The organism is Pseudomonas sp. GW821-FHT01A09, from assembly GCF_058986725.1.
This window is the reverse complement of record NZ_JBYSWB010000020.1, coordinates 56,006-81,891: the sequence shown is the minus strand read 5'-3', so window position 1 is coordinate 81,891 and position 25,886 is coordinate 56,006. Positions and strand designations below refer to the sequence as shown.

At 61.9% G+C, this 25,886-nt stretch carries 24 protein-coding genes and 1 pseudogene; 12 read left to right on the top strand and 13 right to left on the bottom strand.

Going from position 1 to position 25,886, the window contains the following annotated elements; translation table 11 throughout:
- Positions 1 to 267 precede the first annotated feature (267 nt).
- The 5 genes from hutU to hutG all read left to right on the top strand — a co-directional run bounded on the left by hutU (position 268) and on the right by hutG (position 5,906).
- Entirely contained in the window at positions 268 to 1,950 is a 1,683-nt protein-coding gene (gene hutU / locus AC3WJP_RS20830; protein WP_493723440.1) for a urocanate hydratase, read from the top strand.
- 251 nt (positions 1,951 to 2,201) lie between these two features.
- A complete protein-coding gene (locus AC3WJP_RS20825) occupies positions 2,202 to 3,053 on the top strand; it encodes an ABC transporter permease (RefSeq protein WP_493723441.1) in 852 nt (283 codons plus the stop codon).
- The gene (locus AC3WJP_RS20820; RefSeq protein ID WP_493723442.1) at positions 3,050 to 3,871 is read left to right on the top strand and encodes a quaternary amine ABC transporter ATP-binding protein; all 822 of its coding nucleotides are present in this window, start codon (positions 3,050 to 3,052) and stop codon (positions 3,869 to 3,871) included. Before AC3WJP_RS20825 ends, AC3WJP_RS20820 begins: the two co-directional genes overlap by 4 nt.
- Positions 3,872 to 3,883: 12 nt before the next feature.
- A complete protein-coding gene (hutI, locus tag AC3WJP_RS20815; RefSeq protein ID WP_493723443.1) occupies positions 3,884 to 5,092 on the top strand; it encodes an imidazolonepropionase in 1,209 nt (402 codons plus the stop codon).
- Between the two features lie 13 nt (positions 5,093 to 5,105).
- On the top strand, positions 5,106 to 5,906 hold the full coding sequence (hutG, locus tag AC3WJP_RS20810; protein ID WP_493723444.1) for an N-formylglutamate deformylase: 801 nt from the start codon (positions 5,106 to 5,108) through the stop codon (positions 5,904 to 5,906).
- A gap of 77 nt (positions 5,907 to 5,983) precedes the next feature.
- Here hutG and AC3WJP_RS20805 read toward each other — a convergent pair whose 3' ends face one another.
- Positions 5,984 to 7,903 carry a pentapeptide repeat-containing protein gene (locus tag AC3WJP_RS20805; protein ID WP_493723445.1) on the bottom strand — a complete coding sequence of 640 codons (1,920 nt, stop codon included), beginning with the start codon at positions 7,901 to 7,903 and terminating at the stop codon, positions 5,984 to 5,986.
- A gap of 347 nt (positions 7,904 to 8,250) precedes the next feature.
- Between AC3WJP_RS20805 and pip the strand changes: the two genes are divergently transcribed.
- The 4 genes from pip to mdoH all read left to right on the top strand — a co-directional run bounded on the left by pip (position 8,251) and on the right by mdoH (position 14,379).
- Complete coding sequence (gene pip, locus AC3WJP_RS20800; RefSeq protein WP_493723446.1) at positions 8,251 to 9,222, top strand: prolyl aminopeptidase; 972 nt, start codon at positions 8,251 to 8,253, stop codon at positions 9,220 to 9,222.
- Positions 9,219 to 9,656, top strand: coding sequence for a D-aminoacyl-tRNA deacylase (dtd, locus tag AC3WJP_RS20795; RefSeq protein WP_493723447.1), 438 nt, complete (start codon positions 9,219 to 9,221; stop codon positions 9,654 to 9,656). Before pip ends, dtd begins: the two co-directional genes overlap by 4 nt.
- Before the next feature lie 264 nt (positions 9,657 to 9,920).
- Entirely contained in the window at positions 9,921 to 11,816 is a 1,896-nt protein-coding gene (locus AC3WJP_RS20790) for a glucan biosynthesis protein G (RefSeq protein ID WP_493723448.1), read from the top strand.
- Positions 11,809 to 14,379: a glucans biosynthesis glucosyltransferase MdoH gene (gene mdoH, locus AC3WJP_RS20785; protein WP_493723449.1), complete on the top strand. Its 2,571-nt coding sequence runs from the start codon at positions 11,809 to 11,811 to the stop codon at positions 14,377 to 14,379. The genes AC3WJP_RS20790 and mdoH overlap by 8 nt, the downstream gene beginning before the upstream one ends.
- A 337-nt stretch (positions 14,380 to 14,716) precedes the next feature.
- Here the strand turns inward: mdoH and AC3WJP_RS20780 are convergent, their stop codons facing one another.
- The 11 genes and pseudogenes from AC3WJP_RS20780 to ubiE form a co-directional block, all read right to left on the bottom strand.
- Positions 14,717 to 15,421: a methyl-accepting chemotaxis protein gene (locus AC3WJP_RS20780; protein WP_493735689.1), complete on the bottom strand. Its 705-nt coding sequence runs from the start codon at positions 15,419 to 15,421 to the stop codon at positions 14,717 to 14,719.
- 201 nt (positions 15,422 to 15,622) lie between these two features.
- Positions 15,623 to 16,633 (bottom strand): annotated as a pseudogene (locus AC3WJP_RS20775) (methyl-accepting chemotaxis protein); the annotation flags it as partial.
- A gap of 103 nt (positions 16,634 to 16,736) precedes the next feature.
- Positions 16,737 to 17,444, bottom strand: coding sequence for a 16S rRNA (uracil(1498)-N(3))-methyltransferase (locus AC3WJP_RS20770; RefSeq protein ID WP_493723450.1), 708 nt, complete (start codon positions 17,442 to 17,444; stop codon positions 16,737 to 16,739).
- On the bottom strand, positions 17,441 to 18,232 hold the full coding sequence (tatC, locus tag AC3WJP_RS20765) for a twin-arginine translocase subunit TatC (RefSeq protein ID WP_493723451.1): 792 nt from the start codon (positions 18,230 to 18,232) through the stop codon (positions 17,441 to 17,443). Before tatC ends, AC3WJP_RS20770 begins: the two co-directional genes overlap by 4 nt.
- A complete protein-coding gene (gene tatB, locus AC3WJP_RS20760; RefSeq protein ID WP_493723452.1) occupies positions 18,229 to 18,753 on the bottom strand; it encodes a Sec-independent protein translocase protein TatB in 525 nt (174 codons plus the stop codon). The genes tatC and tatB overlap by 4 nt, the downstream gene beginning before the upstream one ends.
- Before the next feature lie 3 nt (positions 18,754 to 18,756).
- Positions 18,757 to 19,023, bottom strand: a complete 267-nt coding sequence (locus AC3WJP_RS20755; protein WP_226504176.1) for a twin-arginine translocase TatA/TatE family subunit — start codon at positions 19,021 to 19,023, stop codon at positions 18,757 to 18,759.
- A 24-nt stretch (positions 19,024 to 19,047) separates the two neighbouring features.
- The gene (locus tag AC3WJP_RS20750; RefSeq protein WP_493723453.1) at positions 19,048 to 19,383 is read right to left on the bottom strand and encodes a phosphoribosyl-ATP diphosphatase; all 336 of its coding nucleotides are present in this window, start codon (positions 19,381 to 19,383) and stop codon (positions 19,048 to 19,050) included.
- Positions 19,376 to 19,777, bottom strand: a complete 402-nt coding sequence (gene hisI / locus AC3WJP_RS20745) for a phosphoribosyl-AMP cyclohydrolase (RefSeq protein ID WP_493723454.1) — start codon at positions 19,775 to 19,777, stop codon at positions 19,376 to 19,378. The genes AC3WJP_RS20750 and hisI overlap by 8 nt, the downstream gene beginning before the upstream one ends.
- 51 nt (positions 19,778 to 19,828) lie before the next feature.
- A complete protein-coding gene (gene ubiB, locus AC3WJP_RS20740) occupies positions 19,829 to 21,436 on the bottom strand; it encodes a ubiquinone biosynthesis regulatory protein kinase UbiB (RefSeq protein ID WP_493723455.1) in 1,608 nt (535 codons plus the stop codon).
- Entirely contained in the window at positions 21,433 to 22,056 is a 624-nt protein-coding gene (locus tag AC3WJP_RS20735) for a ubiquinone biosynthesis accessory factor UbiJ (RefSeq protein WP_493723456.1), read from the bottom strand. Before AC3WJP_RS20735 ends, ubiB begins: the two co-directional genes overlap by 4 nt.
- Positions 22,056 to 22,826, bottom strand: a complete 771-nt coding sequence (gene ubiE / locus AC3WJP_RS20730; RefSeq protein WP_226504181.1) for a bifunctional demethylmenaquinone methyltransferase/2-methoxy-6-polyprenyl-1,4-benzoquinol methylase UbiE — start codon at positions 22,824 to 22,826, stop codon at positions 22,056 to 22,058. Before ubiE ends, AC3WJP_RS20735 begins: the two co-directional genes overlap by 1 nt.
- A 137-nt stretch (positions 22,827 to 22,963) precedes the next feature.
- On the opposite strand from ubiE, the gene AC3WJP_RS20725 reads away from it, so the two are divergent.
- The 3 genes from AC3WJP_RS20725 to AC3WJP_RS20715 all read left to right on the top strand — a co-directional run bounded on the left by AC3WJP_RS20725 (position 22,964) and on the right by AC3WJP_RS20715 (position 24,939).
- Positions 22,964 to 23,242, top strand: coding sequence for a polyhydroxyalkanoic acid system family protein (locus AC3WJP_RS20725; RefSeq protein WP_493723457.1), 279 nt, complete (start codon positions 22,964 to 22,966; stop codon positions 23,240 to 23,242).
- 199 nt (positions 23,243 to 23,441) lie between these two features.
- A complete protein-coding gene (locus AC3WJP_RS20720; protein ID WP_493723458.1) occupies positions 23,442 to 23,951 on the top strand; it encodes a phasin family protein in 510 nt (169 codons plus the stop codon).
- 10 nt (positions 23,952 to 23,961) lie between these two features.
- Positions 23,962 to 24,939, top strand: coding sequence for a phasin family protein (locus tag AC3WJP_RS20715; RefSeq protein ID WP_493723459.1), 978 nt, complete (start codon positions 23,962 to 23,964; stop codon positions 24,937 to 24,939).
- A gap of 97 nt (positions 24,940 to 25,036) precedes the next feature.
- On the opposite strand, the gene AC3WJP_RS20710 is transcribed toward AC3WJP_RS20715, so the two are convergent.
- Positions 25,037 to 25,651: a TetR/AcrR family transcriptional regulator gene (locus AC3WJP_RS20710; protein ID WP_493723460.1), complete on the bottom strand. Its 615-nt coding sequence runs from the start codon at positions 25,649 to 25,651 to the stop codon at positions 25,037 to 25,039.
- Positions 25,652 to 25,886 lie beyond the last annotated feature (235 nt).

The window sequence follows — 25,886 nt, the reverse complement described above, 5'->3', positions numbered from 1 at the left end:
CACAGGTGTACGGCTTCCATTGTGGGAGCAGGGCTTGCCCGCGAAGAGGCCGGTACAGTCAGCGCCGATCAAAACGCCCCACGATGTTACCCAACGCCTCATCCTGGGGCGTAATCACTCCCCGGTAACGCCTTCCCCAAATCCCCCCTAGGCGCTCAAAGCCTTCATTTTTCTGCCCCACAGGCAAAAAAACCAAACCTGGCAATTCAATTGCATATGCTTGTACATACAAGTAAATATGTGTCCCTCGAATTGCAGGAGCCCACCATGTCTGACGCCCAACGCCCCACCCGTTTCCGCGATGTCGAGATTCGTGCCGCGCGCGGTACCACGCTGACCGCCAAGAGCTGGCTGACCGAAGCGCCGCTGCGCATGCTGATGAACAACCTCGATCCACAAGTGGCCGAGAACCCCAAGGAACTGGTGGTGTACGGCGGCATCGGGCGCGCGGCGCGCAACTGGGAGTGCTACGACAAGATCGTCGAGAGCCTGACCCAGCTGAATGACGACGAGACCCTGCTGGTGCAATCCGGCAAGCCGGTGGGCGTATTCAAGACCCACAGCAATGCCCCCCGTGTGCTGATCGCCAACTCCAACCTGGTGCCGCATTGGGCAAACTGGGAGCACTTCAACGAGCTCGACGCCAAGGGCCTGGCCATGTACGGCCAGATGACCGCCGGCAGCTGGATCTACATCGGCAGCCAGGGCATCGTCCAGGGCACCTACGAAACCTTCGTCGAGGCCGGTCGCCAGCACTACGGCGGCGACCTCACCGGCAAATGGGTGCTGACCGCCGGTCTGGGTGGCATGGGTGGCGCGCAACCGCTGGCCGCTGCCATGGCTGGAGCCAGCTCGCTGAACATCGAATGCCAGCAGAGCCGTATCGATTTCCGCCTGGCCAGCCGCTATGTCGACGAGCAGGCCAGCGACCTCGATGACGCTCTGGCGCGTATCGCCAAGTACACCGCCGAAGGCAAGGCCGTTTCCATCGCGCTGCTGGGCAACGCCGCCGAGATCCTCCCGGAACTGGTCAAGCGCGGTGTGCGCCCGGACATGGTCACCGACCAGACCAGCGCCCACGATCCGCTCAACGGCTATCTGCCCAAGGGCTGGACCTGGGACGAGTACCGGGCCCGCGCCCTCACCGAGCCCGCAGCCGTGGTCAAGGCCGCCAAACAGTCCATGGCCGAGCACGTCGAAGCCATGCTGGCCTTCCAGAAGGCCGGCGTGCCGACCTTCGACTACGGCAACAATATCCGCCAGATGGCCCAGGACGAGGGCGTCAGCAATGCTTTCGATTTTCCGGGCTTCGTGCCCGCCTATATCCGTCCGCTGTTCTGCCGCGGCGTCGGGCCGTTCCGCTGGGCCGCGCTGTCGGGCGATGCCGAAGACATCTATAAGACCGACGCCAAGGTCAAGGAGCTGATCGCCGACGACGCGCATCTGCACAACTGGCTCGACATGGCGCGCGAACGCATCAGCTTCCAGGGCCTGCCCGCGCGTATCTGCTGGGTCGGCCTGGGCCAGCGCGCCAAGCTCGGCCTGGCGTTCAACGAAATGGTGCGCAGCGGCGAGCTGTCGGCGCCGGTAGTGATCGGCCGTGACCACCTGGATTCCGGCTCGGTCGCCAGCCCCAACCGCGAAACCGAATCCATGCAGGACGGCTCCGACGCCGTGTCCGACTGGCCACTGCTCAACGCCTTGCTCAACACCGCCAGTGGCGCGACCTGGGTATCGCTGCACCATGGTGGCGGCGTCGGCATGGGCTTCTCCCAGCACTCGGGGATGGTGATCGTCTGCGACGGGACCGACGAGGCCGCCGAGCGTATCGCTCGCGTGCTGCACAACGACCCGGCCACCGGGGTGATGCGCCATGCCGATGCCGGTTACCAGATCGCCATCGATTGCGCCAAGGAGCAGGGGTTGAATCTGCCGATGATTACCGGTTGATGCATTAACCCTGTGATGATCACCGGCCGATCCATCCCCCATGTGATGATTACCAGCCGATGCATCGCCCCTGTGGTGAGGGGGCTTGCTCCCGAGGGGCCGGCCCGGTAAATCGAAGGGTGTCAGGCAGGGCCTCTCGCAAGCAAGCCCCCTCACCACAGAGGTTTTGCGCAAGACACTCGGTGAGGGTGGCGCAGCACAACGGTGTTTCATGAGGTCTGAGCCTATGCCAACCTGATCGAGATTCGCCTATGTTCCCGGACCGCTTCACCTTCTCCATCGCCGACTGGGTCAACGACGCCGTCGACGCCTTGGTCAGCCGCTACGGCGATGTGTTCCGGCACATCTCCGACACGCTGCTGTGGGCCATCGTCAAGCTTGAAGCCTTGCTGCAGCACACCCCCTGGTGGCTGATGCTGATCGTTGTCGGCCTCGTCACCTGGCACGCCACGCGCAAGCTCTTCACCGCAGTGCTGATGGTCGCTCTGCTGTTTCTGGTGGGCGCGGTGGGGCTCTGGGACAAGCTCATGCAGACCTTGGCGCTGATGCTGGTGGCGACGCTGATCTCGGTGATCATCGGCGTGCCGCTGGGCATTCTGTGCGCGCGCAGCAACCGCCTGCGCGCGGTGCTGATGCCATTGCTCGACATCATGCAGACACTGCCCAGCTTCGTGTACCTGATCCCGGTGCTGATGCTGTTCGGCCTGGGCAAGGTGCCGGCCATCTTCGCCACCGTCATCTATGCCGTGCCGCCGCTGATCCGCCTCACTGACCTGGGCATCCGCCAGGTCGACCGCGAGGTCATGGAGGCGGCCAACGCCTTTGGCGCCAATCGCTGGCAACAGCTGTTCGGCGTGCAATTGCCGCTGGCGCTGCCGAGCATCATGGCCGGCATCAACCAGACCACCATGATGGCCCTGTCGATGGTGGTGATTGCCTCGATGATCGGCGCCCGCGGCCTGGGCGAAGACGTGCTGGTGGGTATCCAGACCCTCAACATCGGCCTCGGGCTGGAAGCCGGCCTGGCCATCGTCATCCTCGCCGTGGTCATCGATCGCATTACCCAGGCCTACGGGCGCCCGCGTCGGGGGGCCAGCCAATGAGCGCGCCACGTATCGAATTGCGCAACGTCTACAAGATCTTCGGCGCCCGCGAACATCAGGCGCTGGAGTTGATTCGCGGTGGCCAGAGCAAGGAGCAGGTGCTGGCGGCCACCGGTTGCGTGGTGGGGGTCAACGACCTGTCGCTGACGGTCGACGCCGGGGAGATTTTCGTCATCATGGGCTTGTCCGGCTCGGGCAAGTCGACCTTGGTACGGCATATCAACCGGCTGATCGACCCCAGCAGCGGCGCCATCCTCATCGATGGCCAGAACGTCCTCGAGCTCGGCATGGCGCAACTGCGCGACCTGCGGCGCCAGCGCATCAGCATGGTGTTCCAGAGTTTCGGCCTGCTGCCGCACCGTACCGTGCTCGAGAACGTCGCCTACGGCCTCAAGGTGCGCGGCGAAAGCAAGGCCGCGTGCCGCGAGCGCGCCCAGCACTGGGTGGCTGCGGTCGGCTTGCAGGGCTATGAACACAAGTGGCCCGAGCAGCTGTCCGGCGGCATGCGTCAGCGGGTCGGGCTGGCGCGGGCGCTGGCGGCCGACACCGATATCATCTTGATGGACGAAGCCTTCAGCGCCCTCGACCCGTTGATCCGCGCCGAGATGCAGGACCAGCTGCTGACGCTGCAAGACACGTTGCACAAGACCATCGTATTCATCACTCACGACCTCGACGAGGCCGTGCGCCTGGGCAACCGCATCGCCATTCTCAAGGATGGCCGGTTGATCCAGGTCGGCACGCCGAGGGACATTCTGCAGGCGCCTGCCGACGACTATGTCGATCGCTTCGTGCAGCGCCGGACCGCGACGTTTTGAGGGCTTGATCAGATGCACAAGAGGCTTTGGCAGAACTGCCACGTCGCCACCATGGTGGGCGGCACGTATTCGATCATCGAGGACGCGGCCATCGTGACCCTCGGCGAGCGCATCGACTGGATCGGCCCGCGCAGCCAGGTGCTGGCCCAGCAGGGCGCCGAAATCATCGATCTGGACGGCGCCTGGGTCACTCCGGGGCTGATCGATTGCCACACCCACACGGTGTTCGGTGGCAACCGCAGCGGCGAGTTCGAGCAGCGCCTGCAAGGGGTCAGCTATGCCGAAATCGCTGCGGCCGGTGGCGGCATCGCCAGCACGGTGCGCGCTACCCGCGCGGCTACCGAGGAGCAACTGTACGCCAGCGCGCGTCAGCGTCTGGATGCGCTGCGCCGCGATGGCGTGACCACGGTCGAGATCAAATCCGGTTACGGCCTGGACCTCGTCAACGAGGCGAAGATGCTACGTGTGGCGCGGCGCCTGGGCATGGAGCTGCCCGTCACCGTTCGGGCCACTTGCTTGGCCGCCCATGCGCTGCCGCCGGAATACACCGATCGTTCCGACGATTACATCGCCCACATCTGCGACCAGATGCTCCCGGCGCTGGCCGCCGAGGGCCTGGTGGATGCGGTGGACGCGTTTTGCGAATATCTGGCGTTTTCCCCGGCGCAGGTCGAGCGGGTGTTCATCAAGGCGCAGGCGCTGGGGCTGCCGGTCAAGCTGCACGCCGAGCAGTTGTCCTCGCTGGCCGGGTCGACGCTGGCGGCGCGCTATCAGGCGCTGTCGGCCGATCACCTGGAATTCATGACCGAAGACGACGCCATCGCCATGGCCGCCAGCGGTACGGTCGCGGTGCTGTTGCCGGGGGCCTTCTACTTTTTGCGTGAAACCCAACTGCCGCCCATGGACGCTCTGCGCGAGCACGGCGTGGCCATCGCCATCGCCAGCGACCTCAATCCGGGGACCTCGCCGGGGCTGTCGTTGCGGCTGATGCTCAACATGGCCTGCACGCTGTTCCGTATGACCCCGGAGGAGGCGCTCGCTGGCGTCACTGTGCATGCCGCCAAGGCCCTAGGCTTGCAGGACAGCCACGGCTCGTTGGCGGCGGGCAAGGTCGCTGATTTCGTCGCCTGGAACATCGAACGCCCCGCCGACCTGGCCTACTGGCTGGGCGGCGACCTGGGCAAGCGGGTCGTGCGCCATGGCCTTGAAGTCACTTTTTAAGCAGGAGAACACTGTGGACAACGTATTCAGCTTCAAGCAGGGCCGCGTGCCGCTGCTCATCAGCATGCCCCACGCCGGCCTGCGCCTGACTCCAGCGGTGGAAGCCGGGCTGGTGCCCGCAGCCGCCAGCCTGCCGGACACCGACTGGCATATTCCACGCTTGTACGACTTTGCCGAAGCCATGGGCGCCAGCCTGTTGAGCGCCGAGTATTCGCGGTTCGTCATCGACCTCAATCGGCCGTCCGACAACAAGCCGCTGTACGCCGGGGCGACCACCGGATTGTTCCCGTCGATCCTGTTCGAGGGCGATCCGCTGTTCAAGGAGGGGCAGGCGCCCAGCGACGAGGAGCGCGCCTCTTACCTGCAAAAAATCTGGGGCCCTTACCACCGTGCGCTGGACGAAGAGCTCGAACGCCTGCGCAGCGAGTTCGGCTATGCGCTGCTTTGGGATGCGCACTCCATTCGCGCGCAAATTCCTCATCTGTTCGATGGCCAGCTGCCGGACTTCAACCTCGGGACCTTCAACGGTGCCAGCTGCGATCCCGAGCTGGGCACCGCGCTGGAGGCGGTCTGTGCGAGCAACGCTGCCTTCACTCACGTCCTGAATGGGCGTTTCAAAGGCGGCCACATCACCCGCCACTACGGTGACCCGAGCCGCAATATCCACGCGGTGCAGCTGGAGCTGGTGCAGCGGGCGTACATGGAGGAATTCGAGCCGTTCAGATACCGCGAAGATCTGGCAGAGCCGACCCGTCGCCAGATCGCGGCGCTGCTGCAGACGATGCTTGATTGGGGCGCCAGGCGCTACGCCTGAACATCGCCAGTCACGTCTGCAAGCATGCTGCGCGGCTGGCCATGGGACGGACACCCGGAGGGGTGTCCGGGGAGGGGTCAATTTGGATTGATGCTGTTGATCGCGCGGTTGATGTATGAAGACATATCGGACGCTACTACGCTAAAACCATCAGGAATCGCGCCGCGGCTGAGCATTTTTTCGAAGCCCTGCTCGATAGTTTTCAGAACGGCAGGATCACCACCCTGGGTCAGCGTTTTTACGCGGTCTCTTACATCGATGACCAGTTGTTCGCGGAGCAGATCTCCCCCGATAGTCAAGACGGGGTTGAGCGTATGGAACACATCTTCGCCATTTTTAATTGCTTCTAAATTGAGGGTAATGGAAGCGCCATCCAGACGCGCCATGGATAAATTTCCACCTCGCAGACTCACATTTTTGAATGTGGTGTTGTTGAGGTTCCCATTCAGTCTGCATTCATAAAAAGTCGTATCTTCAAACGTCGCGCCGTCGAAAAATGCATCGGGCATCTTAATGTAGTCGAACTTACAGGCTTTGAAAGTGGTATTTTTCGCCGACCCTTTTATCTTTGCATTGCTGAATTCACTATTGGTGAACACGCTGTTGTCTGACGCTAGGATGATATTTTTCGCTGGGTTAAATGGATTTTTGACGGCTAAGTTATTGCAGTTTGCATTGTCACCTGTGAGCGTCATGCCGGAGTTGGTTATCAGTATGTCGTGAATTTTTGTAGCGTCAATGTTGACGGTGCCGACGTTATCAATGATAAAGTTCCCACTTGGATATGGGAGGGGAGGGTTGTAGAGATATTTTTTGTCGCTTTCTGAAAGTTGGCTAGCTTTAAGGCTTAGTTCGCACGCCTCCATGCTAAGGTGCTGGGCGGGGTAAAAAGCACGGCCAAAATAGTGCCGCTCATCATTGTTACTAGGCATTCCACGGCGTAAAAACTTCATGTCAGTAGGCAAATGATGAAGCGCATTGTCGTAAATGAACAGTTCGTTATGGGTTCTTTCATGCGCTTTGATGTTCTTTATTATTTCTGCCTTCTTGGCAGCCGTTTCCTGGGTGAAGCGAGTGGCCAACAGGTCGGCGACTTTAATTACCGAATATGGCTCCATTCCTTTGGTTATAATGCCTTTTATGGAGTCGCTGCCTTGGGTATCAGGGAAGTTCTGCACGGCGGCCTCCAGCCCGTCGATCTTGCCATGTCCAATCTCCTTGATATGCGTGAACCACTGGTCAACCAGGTCTTTCCGGACACCAGGGCATTTGGTGTCTACGCTGTCAATAGCGTCGAGAATAGGCAGCATATCTTGCCAATCGGCTGGTTCGATGTGGTTTAAATTCAGCTGAAACTTGACATTGTCGAAGCTTGCGCCACAAAAATTGGCGCCTACAAAATACGAAATCTCGAAAGTCGTGTCCTTGAAATGGCAGTTGCTGAAATTTGTTTCTTTGCAGTTAGTTCTGTCGAAAAGTACTTTTTCAAAGTGGCTATTGCTGAAATCGACTCCTGGCAATTTCGTTTGGCAAAATTCTATATTTGTAAATTTTTTTTTGGAGCTGTCCTTTGGTTGAGATTTGAACTGGGTTATGAATGTTTTCTCGCGGCTTGATAATTCTCCTGCAGGCATGGGTAATGGTTGCGCTTTGGGAGTGCAGTTTGATGTATTTGTGCCCGACTTGGACGCAGTTGCTTTTTTGTCCAGTAACGCCTTGATCAACTGACAAGCCTGTTGGCTGGATACGGGGGTATCCTGTTTGAAATATTTCCCACCCTCCATTCGCGGCCTGCTTGGCCGGCAGCAGCGGAGAAGCCTGGAAAGCAGCCCCGCTGGCGGTTTGATGACTAATTGGAAGTCCTTGACTGCAATTTCGCCGCAACCATTTTCTGCCCGTTTTAATATTTTTCTCAGGATGTCTATGTTTTCGGTAGCATAATTATTTCTTGTTAGTTGTATGGGGGGTAAATTTTTATGGGGAGGGCTTATTTGCATATTGGTTTCTCGGTAAAAAAATGTAATGGTACTGTCAATGATTCAATAGCTCCCCAAATATAAGGTTTCAGAATGTTTCGCGAGCTATGTTTTTTTTGATCTGTGTCCTAATAAAAATCGAAATTTGATAGTTATTAGCGATTCTTGGTCTCGACCGGTTACATGCCGCGTCTCAAGTGCAGTGCCATGCACCCTTATAGGGATCACGTACTGCTGGATGCCCGCGTCGTGTCTGGAGCGCCAAGCGCCCTGCATAGCGATGCCCCTATTTCCAGAAGGGACATGCGCCTGATGGCCTTTCAGGTTTATGATGGCCCCAGGAGCCTATTCCCTTTACGGAGCGCGTGATGCAGACCTTGTACCCGCAGATCAAACCTTACGCCCGGCACGATCTGGCCGTGGAAGCGCCGCATGTGCTGTATGTCGATGAAAGCGGATCGCCTCAGGGTTTGCCGGTGGTGTTCATTCATGGTGGCCCGGGCTCTGGTTGCGATGCCGCCAGCCGTTGCTATTTCGATCCGAACCTGTATCGGATCGTGACCTTCGATCAGCGTGGCTGCGGCCGCTCGACCCCCCACGCCAGCCTCGAGAACAACACCACCTGGGACCTGGTGGCCGACATGGAGCGCATCCGTGAGCATCTGGGCATCGACAAGTGGGTGCTGTTCGGCGGCTCGTGGGGCTCTACCCTGGCTCTGGCCTACGCGCAAAAACACCCGGAGCGCGTCCATGGCCTGATCCTGCGTGGCATTTTTCTCGCCCGCCCGCAGGAAATCGAATGGTTCTACCAGGCCGGTGCCAGCCGCATGTTCCCCGATTACTGGCAGGACTACCTGTCGCCGATCCCCCAGGATGAGCGCGGCGATCTGCTGCAAGCCTTCCACAAGCGCCTGACCGGCAGCGATCAGATCGCCCAGATGCATGCCGCCAAGGCGTGGTCGACCTGGGAAGGCCGCACCGCCACGCTGCGCCCCAATCCGCTGGTGGTCGATCGTTTTTCCGAGCCACAACGGGCCTTGTCGATCGCGCGCCTGGAGTGTCACTACTTCACCAACAATGCCTTCCTTGAACCTGACCAGCTGATTCGCGACGTGCCCAAGATCGCCCACTTGCCGGCCGTGATCATTCACGGCCGCTACGACGTGATCTGCCCGCTGGACAACGCCTGGGAGCTGCATCAGGCGTGGCCCAACAGCGAACTGAAAGTGATCCGCGATGCCGGCCATGCGGCCTCTGAACCAGGGATCACCGATGCGCTGGTGCGGGCGGCCGACCAGATGGCCCGCCGCTTGCTCGACCTGCCGCTCGAAGAAGCATGAAGGGGCTGCTGCAACGCGTCAGTGCGGCGCGGGTCGAGGTTGCCGGCGAAATCGTCGGCGCCATCGATCAGGGCTTGCTGGTGCTGGTCGCCGTAGAACCGGGCGATACCCGGGCCGCAGCCGACAAACTCTTGCACAAGCTGCTTAACTATCGAGTGTTCGGCGACGAGCAGGGCAGGATGAACCGCTCGCTCGCCGACCTGGGCGGTGGGCTGCTGCTGGTATCGCAATTCACCCTGGCGGCCGACACCCAGAGCGGCTTGCGTCCGAGCTTCTCGACGGCAGCGGCGCCGGCCTTCGCCGCGGAGCTTTTTACCTACTTGCTGGATCGGGCAAGCTCTGTGCATGGCAAGGTTGCGTGCGGCCGATTCGGTGCCGATATGCAGGTCCATCTGGTCAATGACGGGCCTGTGACCTTCCTGTTACAGGTGTGAAAACGCGGAAATCGTGAAATTGGTAATAAATATCTACAGTTGTAGGGTAAAAACCTCATCAAGCCTGATGCGTTGTATCACGGCGTGCTAGATAATCGCGCGCATTGGGATCGGATGCTGACATCCGTTTAGACCTGACTTGAGGGTGCTCTGGCGTCGCGTGGGGAATCATTACGCCCATTCGTAGTCGGAACATTGCTCGCCAACCCGGCAATCGATAGCTGGCCGTTGGTTTTTTGATCTGTTTTTCGGCGAGGGTTGCTCGTGATTGTTAGTTCCTGTACTGCACCAAGAACACCAGGTAAGCGCCTACGCAGCCTCATGCTGGCCGGCTCCGCGCTCTTTTGCCTGTTCAGTGCCAGCCAGCTCTGGGCTTTCAGCCTCGACGACGTAGCGGACAAGGCCAAGGACCTCGCGGCGAAGAAGTACGAAGCGCCAAAAAGTAACCTGCCGGCGGTTTTCCGCGACATGAAGTTCGCGGACTACCAGAAGATCCACTTCCGTTCCGACAAGGCCGAGTGGGTCGACGACAAGACGCCTTTCCGCCTCTCGTTCTATCACCAGGGCATGCACTTCGATACGCCGGTGAAAATCAACGAAGTGACTTCCACTTCGGTCAACGAGATCAAGTACGACGCTGGTCGTTTCGATTTCGGTGATCTGCAGTTCGATCCCAAGTCCACTGAACAGCTGGGCTACGCCGGTTTCCGCGTGACCTACCCGATCAACCGCGGCGACAAGCAGGACGAAGTCATGACCCTGCTGGGCGCGAGCTACTTCCGCGTGATCGGCAAGGGCCAGGTCTACGGCCTCTCGGCCCGCGGCCTGGCGCTGGACACTGCGCTGCCGTCGGGCGAAGAATTTCCGCGCTTCACCGAGTTCTGGGTCGAGAAACCCAACCCGGACGACAAGCAGCTGATCATCTACGCGCTGATGGATTCGCCACGTTCCACCGGCGCTTACCGTATGGTGCTGCGCCCGGGTACCGACAGCGTCCTCAACGTGCAATCGCGGGTCTACCTGCGTGACCACGTCAGCCGCCTTGGCATCGCGCCGCTGACCAGCATGTTCCTGTTCGGCTCCAACCAGCCGTCCAAGGTCCTCAACTATCGCCATGAGCTGCACGACTCCACTGGCCTGTCGATCCATGCCGGCAATGGCGAGTGGATCTGGCGTCCGCTGAACAACCCGAAACACCTGGCCGTGAGCAACTTCATGGTCGAGAACCCGCGTGGTTTCGGTCTGCTGCAGCGTGGCCGCGACTTCAATCGCTATGAAGACCTCGACGACCGTTACGACAAGCGTCCGAGCGCCTGGGTCGAGCCACGCGGCGACTGGGGCAAGGGGACTGTCGATCTGGTCGAGATCCCGACCGCCGATGAAACCAACGACAACATCGTCGCGTTCTGGAATCCGGAAAAAATGCCGGAGCCGGGCGAGCCGCTGGATCACAACTACCGCATCCACTGGACCATGGACGAATCCGAGCTGCATTCGCCGGACATCGCCTGGGTCAAGCAGACGCTGCGTTCCACGGGCGACGTCAAGCAGTCCAACCTGGTTCGTCAGCCGGACGGCAGCGTGGCCTTCCTGATCGACTTCGAAGGACCGGTGCTCAAGTCGCTGCTCGACGACGCCAAGGTGCGCAGCCAGGTCAGCGTCGGCGACAACGCCGATCTGCTCGAGAACAGTGTGCGCTACAACCCGGTCACCCAAGGCTGGCGCCTGACCCTGCGAGTCAAGGTCAAGGACACCAGCAAATCTGTGGAAATGCGCGCGGCGCTGGTCCAGGACGCCTTGCCAGGTGATGCCACCGACGAGTCCGCCAAGACTGAACTGGCCCGCGGCGCCAAGGCGAAGGCCAAGGCTGAAGCCGTGGCGGCCAAGGTCACCGAACCTGCCGCCAACGGCGAAGCGGGCAAGGACAAGGCCGTGGCCAAGTCCGACAAGCCGGCGGATGCCAAAGCTGACGCGAAAGCCGACGCCAAGGCCGATGCCAAAGCCGATGCCAAAGCCAACGACAACACCGCTGACGCCATCAAGCCTAGCGATGCAAACGCTCAGCCTGATGCCGCAGCAGCCCCGACCACCCCGGAACCGATCAAGACCGAACAAGTCCTGACCGAGACCTGGAGCTACCAGTTGCCAGCCGATGAGTAATTCCCAAGCACAGCCAGTGTCGCTGCATGAATACCTGGCCCACTTGCCCATGAGTGAAGAGCAGCGCGCCGAGTTGGCGAGCTGCACTTCCTTCAGCGAGCTGCACGAGCGCCTGTCGGCGTCCAGCGTCGGTGCCGATGGTCAGGCTGCGGCCGGCCACCGCCTGACGCTCAACAGCGCGGCCGAGCTCGACGAGCACGGCCTGTTGCTGCTGGACGCCAATGGCCGAGTACGGATCAAGGCGACCCCGCCGATCAACCGTACCAAGGTGGTCCCGGAGCCGTGGAAAACCAACGTGCTGGTGCGCCTGTGGCGACGCCTGACCGGCAAGCCGCAGGCGCCGGAGCCCTCCAGCGACAAGCGCGACCTGCCCAAGGCGCGCTGGCGTTGGGTCGGCTCCATGCGCCGCTATATTCTGCTGATTCTCATGCTGGGCCAGACCATCGTTGCCGGCTATTACATGAAAGGCATCATGCCCTATCAAGGCTGGGCCATGGTCGACCTGCAGGAAATCGCCCATCAGCCCTGGCTGACATCGGCGCAGCAGGTGCTGCCTTACGTGTTGCAGACCAGCATCCTGGTGCTGTTCGGCATTCTGTTCTGCTGGGTCTCGGCCGGTTTCTGGACCGCACTGATGGGCTTTCTGGAACTGCTGACCGGACACGACAAATACCGTATCTCCGGCGCCAGCGCTGGTAACGAGCCGATCGAGCCGGGAGCGCGCACCGCTCTGGTAATGCCGATCTGCAACGAAGACGTGCCACGGGTATTCGCCGGCTTGCGCGCGACTTTCGAGTCGGTCGCCGCCAGTGGCAACCTTGATCGTTTCGACTTCTTCGTGCTCAGCGACACCTACGATACCGACATCGCCGTGGCCGAGCAGCAAGCCTGGCTCGACGTCTGCCGTGAGACCAAGGGCTTCGGGCGGATCTTCTATCGCCGTCGTCGCCGTCGGGTCAAACGCAAGAGTGGCAACCTCGACGACTTCTGCCGTCGCTGGGGCGGCGATTACCGCTATATGGTCGTGCTCGACGCCGACAGCGTCATGAGCGGCGAGTGCCTCTCTGGCCTGGTGCGCCTGATGGAAGCCACGCCGGATGCGGGGATCATCCAGACCGCGCCGAAAGCCTCGGGCATGGACACCCTGTACGCACGCATGCAGCAGTTCGCGACCCGCGTCTATGGCCCGCTGTTCACCGCCGGCCTGCACTTCTGGCAGTTGGGTGAATCCCACTACTGGGGGCACAACGCGATCATCCGCATGAAACCCTTCATCGAGCACTGCGCCTTGGCGCCACTGCCGGGCAAAGGCGCGTTCGCCGGGGCGATCCTGTCCCATGACTTCGTCGAAGCCGCGTTGATGCGCCGTGCCGGTTGGGGCGTATGGATCGCCTACGACCTGCCGGGCAGCTATGAAGAACTGCCGCCCAACCTGCTCGACGAGCTCAAGCGTGATCGTCGCTGGTGCCACGGCAACCTGATGAACTTCCGCCTGTTCCTGGTCAAGGGCATGCACCCGGTACACCGTGCGGTGTTCCTGACCGGGGTGATGTCCTACCTGTCGGCGCCGCTGTGGTTCTTCTTCCTGGTGCTGTCGACGGCGCTGCTGGCAGTCAACACCCTGATGGAGCCGGCGTACTTCCTCGAGCCGCGGCAGCTCTATCCGCTTTGGCCGCAATGGCACCCGGACAAGGCCATCGCGCTGTTCTCGACCACCATCGTGCTGCTGTTCCTGCCCAAGCTGCTCAGTATCATCCTGATCTGGGCCAAGGGTGCCAAGGAGTACGGGGGGCGTTTCAAGGTCACTCTGTCGATGCTGATGGAGATGCTGTTTTCCATGCTGCTGGCGCCGGTGCGGATGATTTTCCATACACGCTTCGTGCTCGCCGCTTTCCTGGGCTGGGCCGCGACCTGGAACTCGCCGCAGCGCGACGACGACTCCACGCCATGGAGCGAGGCCGTCAAGCGCCACGGGCCGCAGACTTTGCTGGGCTTTCTGTGGGCGCTGCTGGTGGTCTCGCTGAACCCGAGCTTCCTGTGGTGGCTGATCCCTATCGTCGGGTCGCTGATGCTGTCGATTCCGGTGTCGGTGATTTCCAGCCGCACCAACCTCGGCTTGCAGGCCCGTGACGAGAAGCTGTTCCTGATCCCTGAGGAATATGCGGTACCGCAGGAGCTGCAATCCACCGACGCCTACACCCACGAGAACCGCTGGCATGCGCTCAAGGACGGGTTCGTCCGTGCGGTGGTCGATCCGCGGCAGAATGCCTTGGCCTGTTCGCTGGCCACGGCGCGTCACGGACAAGCCGAGCCGATCGAGTGGATGCGTGCCGAGCGTGTGCGCACGGCCCTGACGGTCGGGCCGGAGAAGCTCGACAGCGCCACGCGCCTGTATTTGCTGAGCGATCCGGTAGCATTGTCGCGCCTGCATGCGCAGGTGTGGAGCGACCAGAACGAGGCCTGGCTCGGTGCCTGGCGCCAGTCGGTTGCGGCTGATCCGCACGCACCGCTGTTGCCGTTGCAGCCGGAAGCGGTGGTACCGCAGAACATGGTCAATGCCTGATCTGTTTTAGCCGCTACGAACGAGAAGGCCCGGGATGATCTCCCGGGCCTTTTCATTTTGTGCGGCGGATGGCCTCATCGCGGGCAAGCCTTGCTCCTACAGCGCAAACCGGGTCTGAGCCGTACACCTGTGGGAGCACAGCTTGCTGGCGAAGGGGCCGGCACGGTTCGCGCAAGACCATAAAATCTCCCACAATTTATGCAGATCATGAGATGTATACCCGTGTGGGCAAGGCTTTCTGTGCGGCGGATGGCCCCTTCGCGGGCAAGCCCTGCTCCTACAGTCGGGCGCCGCACCATTGTGGGAGCAAGGCTTGCCCGCGATGGGGCCGGCCCGGTCAGACCCGGAACCGCCCCACCAGCGTCTGCAAATGCGTGCCCAATCGCGCCAGCTCGACGCTCGACGCCGCGGTCTCTTCGCTGGCCGCCGAGGTTTGTTCGGACACATCGCGAACATTGATCACGCTGCGGTTGATCTCTTCCGCCACTGCGCTCTGTTGCTCCGCAGCCGTGGCGATCTGCTGGTTCATCGATTGGATGGCCGACACCGTCTGGGTGATGCTCTCCAGCGACACGCCGGCCTTGCGCGTCAGTTCGACGCTGCTGCCGGTCAACTCCAGGCTGCTGTCCATGGCCTGGGTCACCTGCTGGGTGCCTTTGTGCAAAGCGCTGATCAATGCTTCGATTTCCTGGGTCGAGGTCTGAGTGCGCTGTGCCAGGCTGCGTACCTCGTCCGCCACCACGGCGAAGCCGCGCCCCGCCTCACCGGCGCGCGCCGCCTCGATCGCGGCGTTGAGGGCCAGCAGGTTGGTCTGCTCGGCGACTGACTTGATCACATCAAGAATGCCACCGATCTTGTCGCTTTCCAGCTTGAGATGGTTGACCGCCGCGCTCGAGTGACCCACCTCGGTGGCCAGGCGCTCGATCTGGGCGATTGCCTGGTTAACCACCTTGTCGCCCTCACGGGCTTGTTGATCGGCCGCCACAGCGGCTTCAGAGGCCTGCTCGGCGTTACGCGCGACTTCTTGCACGGTGGCGGCCATTTCGTTCATGGCGGTGGCGAGCTGGTCGGTCTCGACTTTCTGACTGGTGACCCCGGCGCTGGTCTGCTCGGTCACGGCGGACAGCTCTTCGGCGGCGCTGGCGATCTGCGTGACGCCGTCGCTGATGCCGCTGACCAGGCTGCGCAGCGCCACGGTCATGCGCTGCATGCTTTGCTGCAGCTGACCCAGTTCGTCACGGCGGTCGACATCGAGATTGTGGGTCAGATCGCCGCTGGCGACGCGATCCACCGCCACCAGCGTCTGTTGCAGCGGTACGGTGATCTGCCGCGTGATGATCCATGCGGCGAGAGCGCCGAACAGCAGCGCGAGCACGGCGGCGACGCCCAGCAGCACCTTGCCTTGATGGGTATCGGCCGCGCGTTTTTCGGCTTGCGACTTTTCCAGCTCGTTGCCGTATTCGAGCAGTTGGGTACCCGCTACCTGCATACGGTTCAGTGCGCTCAGCTGGTTGACCAGAGCGGTATGAAACTGGTCGACCGCAGCGCGGTACCCCAGAAACCCGGCGGTAGCTTCTTTAAAGTCGCCTGCGAACTGCTCCGGCAATTGACCGGCCAGGCTGTCGAGGGTGGCCAGGGCCTTGGTGATTGCGTCTTGAGCGGGCTGTTCGGCTTCCGGTGCGGCACTGTAGGTATAACCCCGGACCTGGTAGCGCGCCTGTTGCAGCAGCTTGCTGAGTGCAACGACGGCCGTATATTGGCCCAGGTCGCCTGCCTGCAATACTGACTGTTCGACGGTAGTGATGCGGTTGACCGCTCGATCCGCAGTAGCGCCGAGCTGTTCCCGGGCAGCTTCACGGCTTTGCACGGCCTGCTCCATCGCGGCGAAGGCATTGCGGTATTCGCTGGCGCTGGCCACCTGCTTTTCGAGCAGCACTTGATCACTGCGTACGGCCATCAAGCCCTGCGCCTTGCGCACGGCGTCATCGACTCTGCTTAGCGCGGAGGTCACCTCGGCAGCGCCTTTGAGGCCTTTGTTGAGTTCGTAGTTGATACGCGCGATCCGCAGTTCCCGAGTCGCGTTGCTGACGTCGCTGACGGAGGCAAGCTTGTCGCCGCGCGAGATCAGGCTATCGAGCCCGGTCCAGCCGGTGGAGGCAATCAGTAGGGTAAGCACCAGCACCAGGCCGAAGCCCAGGGCGAGTTTGGTTTTAACCGGGGTGTTGGCGAGAGAGCGGGCAGCCCAACTTGACATAAAAGCACTCCATTGCGTGACTGACGCAGATAGGATGAATACCCAAGCTTGTCGGCCGGGGATATCCATCCTGAATACTGGCAAATTCTAAAATTGTTGCGGATTAATACAGACGCGCCAGTAAAGCCGTGACGGCGGTTTCGACCCGCAGGATGCGCTCCCCCAGCTGCACCGGCTGCAGGCCGGCCTTGGCCAGCAGCTCCACTTCATAGGGGATCCAGCCGCCTTCAGGGCCGATGGCCAGGGTCACAGCGGTATCAACGGCGCGGGGGCAGGGCGGATAGTCGCCCGGGTGGCCGACCAGCCCCAAGGTGTCAGCGGCGATCGTGGGCAGGCGATCTTCGACGAAGGGCTTGAAGCGCTTTTCGATCACCACCTCGGGCAGCACGGTGTCGCGAGATTGCTCAAGGCCGAGGATCAACTGTTCGCGTATGGCTTCAGGCTCGAGGAACGGGGTCTGCCAGAAGCTCTTCTCGACTCGGTAGCTATTGACCAGAATCAACCGCGGCACGCCCATGGCGGCTACGGTCTGGAACACCCGGCGCAGCATTTTCGGGCGCGGCAGGGCCAGCACCATGGTCAGCGGCAGCTTGGCGGGTGCGGGCTGTTCGAGGCTGATCTGCAGCTCGGCTTCGCCAGCGGACAGGCTCAGCACCTCGGCGCGCCCCATCAAACCGTCGATACGGCCGACGCGCAGGCTGTCACCCACCGCCACTCGTTGTACTTCCTGCATATGGGTCAGGCGCCGATCACGCAGCACCACCCGGTCCGCCGCGCTGAAGTCGGCGTCTTCGAGCAACAGCAGGTTCATGGGCGGGTCGCGGGCGGCTGATCGTTGCTGTCGGCTGGTTCGGCCTCTTCATGGTCGCCGCGCTTCTTGATCATGCCGGCAAACAGCACGCCGACTTCGAAGAGCATCCACATCGGTACGGCGAGCAGGGTCTGCGAGAAGATATCCGGCGGCGTCAAGAGCATGCCGACCACGAAGCAGCCGATGACCACGTACGGGCGGGCTTTTTTCAGGTACTTGACGTCGACCACGCCGATCCACACCAGCAGCACCACCGCTACTGGGATTTCGAAGGCCACGCCAAAGGCGAAGAACAGCGTCATCACGAAGTCGAGGTAGTTGGTGATGTCGGTGGCCATCATCACCCCGACCGGGGTGGCGCTGGCGAAGAACTTGAAGATCAGCGGGAACACCAGAAAGTACGCGAAGGCCATGCCGGCGTAGAACAGGATGATGCTCGATACCAGCAGGGGCACGGCGATGCGCTTTTCGTGCTTGTACAGGCCCGGGGCGATGAAGCCCCAGATCTGGTGCAGGATCACCGGAATCGACAGGAACAGCGACACCATCATGGTCAGCTTGAACGGCGTCAGGAAGGGCGAGGCGACGTCGGTGGCGATCATCGTCGAGCCCACTGGCAGAAACTCGCGCAGCGGCGCCGAGACGATGGTGTAGATCTGTTGAGCGAAGGAGAACAGCCCGGCAAAGACCAGGAAGATCGCTGCAACGCAACGCAGCAGGCGCGTGCGCAGTTCGGTCAGGTGCGAGACCAGCGGCATCGGCTGGTCGTTTTCCGGGATTTCGCTCATGGGGCTCGTGGGGGCAATGAGGTTTCGGTGGCAGGCTTTTCAGTCTGAGGCTTTGGCGTCGGCACCGTTTCGCTGCTGGCGGCATCGGCCGAGGTCAGCGGCGGCACAGGCAAGGGTTCGCTCGCGGCATGGACCGGCTCGACCGCTGCGGGTGCGGGTTCGACGGCCAGGTGCGGCTCGCTTGCGGCGACCGGCGAGGGCGCGGCAGCGGGCGGATGGGTCTCGGCAGCGGGCGCTTCGGCGGCTGGCTGCTCCGCTGGTTTGGCCTGGGCGGCTTGCGGGTTGAGGATTTTGCGCGCTTCCTGTTCCAGCGACAAAATATGCTCGTTATGCAATTGCCGGCGGATTTCGTCGGCGCCGATTTCGCGCTCTACTTCGTTCTTGATGGCATTGAAGCTGCGCTTGAGGCGACCGATCCACAGGCCCGCCGTGCGTGCTGCACCGGGCAGGCGCTCAGGACCGAGCACCAGCAGGGCCACCAGACCGACGAGCAGTAGTTCCGTAAAGCTGATGCCGAACATAGATCAGTCTTTCCTGATGGGCTCTTCGACTTTTTGGTGTTGGCCGTCGATGGTGTGTGGCTGATTCAGTGGCGAGGTCGCCTGTGGGTGTACAGGCTGCACGGGCTCTACCGTTGGCTCATGCGGCTTTTCGTCGTCGTTCATGGCCTTGCGAAAGCCCTTGATCGACTCACCGACATCGGTGCCGAGGTTTTTCAGCTTCTTGGTACCGAATATCAGCACGACGACCACCAGAATGACGATCCAGTGTTTCCAGTCAAAAATACCCATGGTGCAGCTCCTCGTGAAAATTCGTTAGGCGGATGGCGTGCGAGCGGCCTTTTCGGCATGGCCCGAAAGGCCGAAGCGGCGGTCAAGCTCGTCGAGTACCGCCTGTGGATGCTGGCCGAGGGCGGCAAGCATGACCATGCTATGAAACCACAGATCGGCGGTCTCGTAGATGACATCACTGCAGTCGCCACTGACAGCGGCGTCCTTGGCGGCGATGATCGTCTCTACGGATTCCTCGCCGACTTTTTCAAGAATCTTGTTCAGGCCCTTGTGATAGAGGCTGGCGACATAGGACGAGTCGGCAGCGGCGCCTTTGCGCTCTTCGAGCACCTGGGCCAGGCGCGTCAGGGTGTCAGTCATGGGCAGGTCCTGCCTGGTAGATGGCGTGCGGGTCCTTGAGGACGGCCTCGACGGTATTCCACTGGCCGTCGGCGTACACACGATAGAAGCAGCTCTCACGGCCGGTATGGCAAGCGATGTGGCCGATCTGTTCGACCTTGAGGATGATCACGTCGGCGTCGCAGTCCAGGCGCATCTCGTGCAGGATTTGCACGTGGCCCGACTCTTCGCCCTTGCGCCACAGCTTGCCCCGGGAGCGGGACCAGTAGATGGCGCGGTTTTCGGCAGCCGTCAGGCTCAGTGCTTCGCGGTTCATCCAGGCCATCATCAACACGCGCCCGGTTTGGTGATCCTGGGCGATGGCCGGTACCAGGCCATCTTCATTCCAGCGGATCTCGTCCAGCCAATCTTTCATCTTCGACTCCGGCAACAAGGCCTCTAGTGTGCCAGTGCTAGGCGCCACTGGCTATCGGCGAACGACCAGATACAGGCCGCTGCCCAGCATCAGCCAGCAGGGCCAGGCCTGGATCTGGTCGATGGCCGGGCCGGTCGCGGCCAGCGTGGCGCCGCCGACCAGCAGCAGCGCACCGGCGACGCGCAGCAGCCAGCCATCGGTGTGGTGGCGCCAATCGGGCTGTTTGTTCTTGCGATGGGGTTGGGCGTTGCGTTCGAGCAGGTCGCGGGTCATGCCGATCAGATGCGGAATCTGTTCGAGCTGCGTCTGCGCACTGGCGAGCAGCGATTTGGGGCTCACACGTTCGCGCATCCAGCGCTCCAGGAAGGGCTGCGCGGTGCTCCACAGGTCCAGATCCGGGTACAGCTGACGGCCCAGGCCCTCGATGTTGAGCAGGGTTTTCTGCAGCAGCACCAGCTGCGGCTGGACTTCCATGTTGAAGCGCCGCGCGGTCTGGAACAGGCGCATGAGCACCTGGCCGAAGGAAATATCTTTCAGGGGCTTCTCGAAGATCGGCTCGCACACGGTACGAATCGCCGCTTCGAACTCATTGAGCTTGGTTTCTGCGGGCACCCAGCCGGAGTCGATGTGTAGCTGCGCCACGCGGCGATAGTCACGCTTGAAAAACGCGAACAGATTGCGCGCCAGGTAATCCTGATCCTCGGGGGTGAGGCTGCCGACGATACCGCAGTCGATGGCGATGTACTTCGGATCCCAGGGGCTTACGGTGCTGATGAAGATGTTGCCAGGGTGCATGTCGGCGTGGAAAAAGCTGTCACGAAACACCTGGGTGAAGAAGATCTCCACGCCGCGTTCGGCCAGCAATTTCATGTCGGTGCGCTGGTCGGCCAAAGTCGCCAGATCGGTGACCTGCACGCCGTAGATGCGCTCCATGACCAGCACTTTGGGGCGGCACCAGTCCCAGTAGACCTGCGGCACATAGAGCAGCGGCGAGTCTTCGAAGTTGCGCTTGAGCTGGCTCGAGTTGGCGGCTTCGCGCAGCAGGTCGAGCTCGTCGTAGATGGTTTTTTCGTAGTCGCTGACCACGTCCACCGGATGCAGCAGGCGGGCGTCGGCCGAGAGCCGCTCGGCCCAGCCGGCGAGGATGAACAGCCACGCCAGGTCCTGGCCGATGATTGGCTTGAGGCCCGGGCGCACGACCTTGACCACGACCTCGTCGCCGTTCTTGAGGCGCGCGCTGTGGACCTGCGCCACCGAGGCCGAGGCCAGCGGCTCGACGTCGAAGCGGCTGAACACCGAAGTGATCTTTTGCCCTAGCTGTTCTTCGATCAGCGCCATGGCCTGTTGCGGATCGAAGGGCGGCACGCGGTCCTGCAGCAGCATCAGCTCGTCGGCGATGTCTTCGGGCAGCAGGTCGCGGCGGGTGGAGAGGATCTGCCCGAACTTGATGAAGATCGGCCCCAGATCCTGCAGCGCCAGGCGCAAGCGTGCGCCACGGTTGAGCTCGAGCTTTTTGCGCGGGAGCCAGCGCCAGGGCATGGCGAAGCGGGTGATGCGCAGGAACCACGGCAGGGGCAAGGCGAAAATCAGGTCATCGAGACGGTAGCGGATCACGACGCGCTGGATGCGCAACAAACGGCGGACGGCAAGCAGCTTCATGCGTTATCGCTGGAGTCGAGGGATCGGGAGAGGCGCTCAATACGCGCCTCGAGGCGTTCGGTGTCGATCTTGAGCTGGTCGAGTTCGGCGAAGCGGGCTTCGGCTTCGCGCTTGCCCACCAGCGTCCGGGATTCTTCGGCCAGGTATTCACCGAGGTTGTTGCTCAGGCTGTCGAAGCCCTGGCGCGCCCAGCGTGCGCGGCTGTTGATATGCCCGCTGAGCAGCGGCGTGGCGATCGGGCCGAGCCATTGCGACAGCTCGTATTCCCAGTCCAGTTCGAGGTCCTGCAGCACCTTGACCAGATCGATGAGCACGGCGCTGTCGCCGCTCAGGTCGACCTGCGGGCTGTGCAGCACAGCGGTCTTGTCCTTGCTCAGGGCCAACTGGATCAGGCTCGACGCCGGCGCGCGCAGGACACAATCGGCAGGCGCCGCCCAGTGGCTGGCCAGCAACAGGCCCTCGTCGCTGGGCAGCACGAACAGCTGCAAGGCCGGGTTGCGGCAGTCGATCTCGATCACCTTGCCTTGCAGGCGCGCCAGCCGTGGCAGCGCGGTGCAGTCCATGCGCAGCACGCGGTTGAGGCCGTGCTCGACGCTGGCGATCAGGCCACGCACCAGCATCAGGGTTTGATGCCGCGGTGCAGGGCGACGATGCCCGAGGTCATGTTGTGGTAGGTGACGCGGTCGAAACCGGCCTGCACCATCATGGCCTTGAGGGTTTCCTGGTCGGGGTGCATGCGGATCGATTCGGCCAGGTAGCGGTAGCTTTCCGAGTCGTTGGTGATCAGCTTGCCCGCCAGTGGCATGAAGGCGAACGAATAGGCGTCGTAGACCTTGGACATCAGCTTGTTGGTGGGCTTGGAGAACTCCAGCACCAACAGGCGGCCACCCGGCTTGAGCACGCGCAGCATGGAGGCGATGGCGTCTTCCTTGTGGGTGACGTTGCGCAGGCCGAAGGCGATGGTCACGCAGTCGAAGTGGTTGTCGGGGAAGGGCAGTTTTTCCGCGTCGGCCTGGACGAACTGGACGTTGCCGGCCACGCCGAGGTCGAGCAGGCGGTCGCGGCCGACCTTGAGCATCGAGGCGTTGATGTCGGCCAGCACCACTTCACCGGTAGGGCCGACCAGATGCGAGAACTTGCGCGCCAGGTCGCCTGTGCCGCCCGCGATGTCCAGCACCTTGTTGCCCGTGCGCACGCCGGACAGTTCGATCGCGAAGCGTTTCCACAGGCGATGCATGCCGCCTGACAGCACGTCGTTCATGATGTCGTACTTGGCCGCTACCGAGTGGAACACCTCGGCGACCTTTTCGGCCTTCTGGCTTTCGGGCACATTCTTGTAGCCGAAGTGCGTGGTGGGTTCGGCATCGCTGCCTTTGCGCTGATCATTCATATCGCTGTCACCGGAAAAAATTACTGCCATTCTAATCCTCGGTAGCCGCCTTTGTCTTGGCAAGCCTCAGGCTGATCGCCGATTGCTTGATCCGGGCTACTATAGGCACCGTTATCACTATCGCCCAAGGGGGTTGAATGAGTCGGATCAGCGTAGAGCGCAAGCACAGCCTTGGGCGCGAGCTCGCGAAGCAGAAAGCCGAGTTGCTGGTGGAGAAACTGGTCAGCAAATACGAGGTCAAGGCGCAGTGGCAGGGCGACACGGTCGAGGTCAAGCGCAGCGGCGCCAATGGCGTGATCAGCATCGACGATGACACCATCCGCGTGGATCTCAAGCTCGGCATGATGCTGTCGATGATGAGCGGCACCATCGAGTCGGAAATCGAGCGCGTGCTCGATAAAGCGCTGCAGTCCTGACACGCACCTGTAGCGAGGGGGCTTGCCCCCGAAAAACCTTGGCCGCGACGTTGCCTGATCCGTGCACCTTGATTCGGCGGCAAGCCCCCTCGCTACACGGGCGGGCGAGTTAGGGTGAGGATTCTAAATTGGCTGGTTATGGTGAGTGCAGGCCCTGAAGTGTGTGGGTACGGATATCCCTTCAAGCATGAGGTGCACCATGGCAACTGCCCCATTGAAAAAAGCCCTCCCGTTGAAAAAGACCGCAGTGAAGAAGACCGTCGCCAAGGCTGACGCGCTGGAAAAGGAAGTCACCCCGCTGGTGCGCAAGGCCCAGGCGGTGAAGACCGATACCGTCGTCGAGGTGCGCTCCTACGCCCGCAAGATCTGGCTCGCCGGGCTCGGCGCCTATGCCAAGGCCGGCAAGGAAGGCCTGGGTTACGTGAAGGAACTGATCAAGGCCGGCGAGGGCGTCGAGAAGGATGGCAAGAAGGTCATCGACAAGGAACTCGAGGCTGCCAACTCGCACATTGAAGACGCCAGGGACGAGGTCGCGCAGGTCAAGGGCAAGGTCGAGGTGCAGCTCGACAAGCTGGAAAAACTCTTCGATGTCCGCGTCGCCAGCGCCTTGAATCGCATCGGCATCCCCTCCCGACATGACGTCGATACACTCTCTGCTAAGCTCGATAAGTTGACGGCATTGGTCGAACGTGCTGCGCGTAAACCATAAGGAGAGCGGGATGGCTGGTAAAAAGAAGGTCGAGAAAGAAGGCAGCTCCTGGATCGGCGGTATTGAAAAATACTCCCGGCAGATCTGGCTCGCCGGTCTGGGCGCTTATTCGAAGATCAGCAACGACGGTACCAAGCTGTTCGACACCTTGGTCAAGGATGGCGAACAAGCGGAGGCGCAGGCCAAGACCGAAGTCGACAAGCAGGTCGATACGGTGAAAAGCTCGGCCAAGTCGGCACGTTCGCGGGTGGGTGACGTCAAGGACAAGGCGTTGGGCAAGTGGAGCGAGCTGGAGGAGGCGTTCGATACTCGCCTCAACAGCGCGATTTCACGCCTGGGCGTGCCGAGCCGCAACGAGGTGAAAGCCCTGCACAGCAAGGTGGATACCTTGACTCGCCAGCTCGAGAAGCTCACGGGTGAATCGGTGCGGGCGCCGGCGGCCAAGCCGGCGACTAAAACCGCGGCCAATGGTGCGGCCAAACCGGCGGTCAAGACGTCAGCCAAGTCCGCTGCAAACGGCGCGGCCAAACCCGCGACGAAAGCGCCGGCCAAAGCGGCGAGCAAGCCAGCGGTTAAAACCGCGGCGGCCAAGCCGGCCGCCAAGGCTAAACCTGCGGCCAAACCGGTAGCGGCCGCCAAGGCTAAAACCGCCGCAGCGAAACCTGCGACCAAGGCAGTCGCGGCCAAGCCGGTGGCAGCGGCCAAGTCAGCGGCGTCAAAAACCGCTTCGGCGGCCAAGGCCACCGCTGCCAAGGCCACCGCTGCCAAGGCCACGACAGCGGCTAAAAGCACAACCGCCAAGCCTGCGGCCGCTGCCAAGCCCAAACCGGCCGTGAAGCCCGTGCCCAAACCGGCAGCCAAAAAGCCTGCCGCGAAAAAGCCCGAGCCAGCCAAGGCCGATACCACGCCCGCAGCGGCGGCATCCCCGACGCCACCCACCCCGCCCGCTGCTGCATCTGAACCCGCGACCCCCTCGGCCCAGCCATAGCCCTGCGGCACGACATGTAGCGGGGGGGCTTGCCCCCGATTAAGGTGCATCAGTAGCGGTGAAGATGCTGACACCCTTTCGGGGGCAAGCCCCCTCGCTACACATGCAGGTACTGCAACGCCAGGCGCTCCGTGGCATGGCGAGACGGTGCATGCAGGTGTGGCGCCACCAGCATCATCACTTGATACACCACCACTCCGGTCTCTCCCGGCTGGCCGATGATGCGCTGGTAATCGAGCGAGAACACCAGGGTCAAGGTGATCTGCTCCACCAGTTGCCCCAGCGCCTGGGTCTCGCTGGCCACTAACCCCTGGGCCTTCAGATTGGCCAGCAACGAAGCCAGCGTGCGCTTGATCGCGTCAAGCAGGCTGCGTACCCCGCGGGCCAGCTTGGGCAGGCGCCCGGCCAGATTCGACAGGTCTTGGAACAGGAAGCGATAGCGGGCCATGCGCTCGGCGATCAGGTGCAGGAACAGCCAATAGTCCTCGGGTGCCAACTGCAGCTCGTCCGGTGGATCCAGCAGCGGCGTCAGCTCGTCTTCGAAGCGCTCGAACAGCCCGAGGATCAAAGGCTCCTTGCCGTGAAAATGGTAGTACAGGTTGCCTGGGCTGATCTCCAGTTCGTTGGCGATCTGCAGCGTCGTGACATTGGGTTCGCCCAGCGCGTTGAACAGCGCCAGGGTGCATTCCAGTATGCGTTCGCGAGTCTTCATTGCAGGATCAGGCCCTTGGTCATGAGTCGAGTCTGGCGCTAAAGCGACCGGCCCTTTCGCAGGCAAGCCTTGCTCCCACAGGTGTACGACTCAGAGTCCGCAAGGCCCGTGGGAGCAAGGCTTGCCCGCGAAGAGGCCCGTACAGACAGGAAGCTCCCACAGGTGTACCGCCCAAAGTGCGCAAGGCCCGTGGGAGCAAGGCTTGCCCGCGAAGAGGCCCGTACAGGCACGGCAC

Bases quoted from the DNA above. Each gene is read 5' to 3' on its own strand.
- hutU (WP_493723440.1), top strand. From the start codon at position 268: ATGTCTGACGCCCAACGCCCCACCCGTTTCCGCGATGTCGAGATTCGT.
- AC3WJP_RS20825 (WP_493723441.1), top strand. From the start codon at position 2,202: ATGTTCCCGGACCGCTTCACCTTCTCCATCGCCGACTGGGTCAACGAC.
- AC3WJP_RS20820 (WP_493723442.1), top strand. From the start codon at position 3,050: ATGAGCGCGCCACGTATCGAATTGCGCAACGTCTACAAGATCTTCGGC.
- hutI (WP_493723443.1), top strand. From the start codon at position 3,884: ATGCACAAGAGGCTTTGGCAGAACTGCCACGTCGCCACCATGGTGGGC.
- AC3WJP_RS20805 (WP_493723445.1), bottom strand. From the start codon at position 7,903: ATGCAAATAAGCCCTCCCCATAAAAATTTACCCCCCATACAACTAACA.
- pip (WP_493723446.1), top strand. From the start codon at position 8,251: ATGCAGACCTTGTACCCGCAGATCAAACCTTACGCCCGGCACGATCTG.
- dtd (WP_493723447.1), top strand. From the start codon at position 9,219: ATGAAGGGGCTGCTGCAACGCGTCAGTGCGGCGCGGGTCGAGGTTGCC.
- mdoH (WP_493723449.1), top strand. From the start codon at position 11,809: ATGAGTAATTCCCAAGCACAGCCAGTGTCGCTGCATGAATACCTGGCC.
- AC3WJP_RS20780 (WP_493735689.1), bottom strand. From the start codon at position 15,421: ATGGCCGCCACCGTGCAAGAAGTCGCGCGTAACGCCGAGCAGGCCTCT.
- AC3WJP_RS20770 (WP_493723450.1), bottom strand. From the start codon at position 17,444: ATGAACCTGCTGTTGCTCGAAGACGCCGACTTCAGCGCGGCGGACCGG.
- tatC (WP_493723451.1), bottom strand. From the start codon at position 18,232: ATGAGCGAAATCCCGGAAAACGACCAGCCGATGCCGCTGGTCTCGCAC.
- tatB (WP_493723452.1), bottom strand. From the start codon at position 18,753: ATGTTCGGCATCAGCTTTACGGAACTACTGCTCGTCGGTCTGGTGGCC.
- AC3WJP_RS20755 (WP_226504176.1), bottom strand. From the start codon at position 19,023: ATGGGTATTTTTGACTGGAAACACTGGATCGTCATTCTGGTGGTCGTC.
- AC3WJP_RS20750 (WP_493723453.1), bottom strand. From the start codon at position 19,383: ATGACTGACACCCTGACGCGCCTGGCCCAGGTGCTCGAAGAGCGCAAA.
- hisI (WP_493723454.1), bottom strand. From the start codon at position 19,777: ATGAAAGATTGGCTGGACGAGATCCGCTGGAATGAAGATGGCCTGGTA.
- ubiB (WP_493723455.1), bottom strand. From the start codon at position 21,436: ATGAAGCTGCTTGCCGTCCGCCGTTTGTTGCGCATCCAGCGCGTCGTG.
- AC3WJP_RS20735 (WP_493723456.1), bottom strand. From the start codon at position 22,056: ATGCTGGTGCGTGGCCTGATCGCCAGCGTCGAGCACGGCCTCAACCGC.
- ubiE (WP_226504181.1), bottom strand. From the start codon at position 22,826: ATGAATGATCAGCGCAAAGGCAGCGATGCCGAACCCACCACGCACTTC.
- AC3WJP_RS20725 (WP_493723457.1), top strand. From the start codon at position 22,964: ATGAGTCGGATCAGCGTAGAGCGCAAGCACAGCCTTGGGCGCGAGCTC.
- AC3WJP_RS20720 (WP_493723458.1), top strand. From the start codon at position 23,442: ATGGCAACTGCCCCATTGAAAAAAGCCCTCCCGTTGAAAAAGACCGCA.
- AC3WJP_RS20715 (WP_493723459.1), top strand. From the start codon at position 23,962: ATGGCTGGTAAAAAGAAGGTCGAGAAAGAAGGCAGCTCCTGGATCGGC.
- AC3WJP_RS20710 (WP_493723460.1), bottom strand. From the start codon at position 25,651: ATGAAGACTCGCGAACGCATACTGGAATGCACCCTGGCGCTGTTCAAC.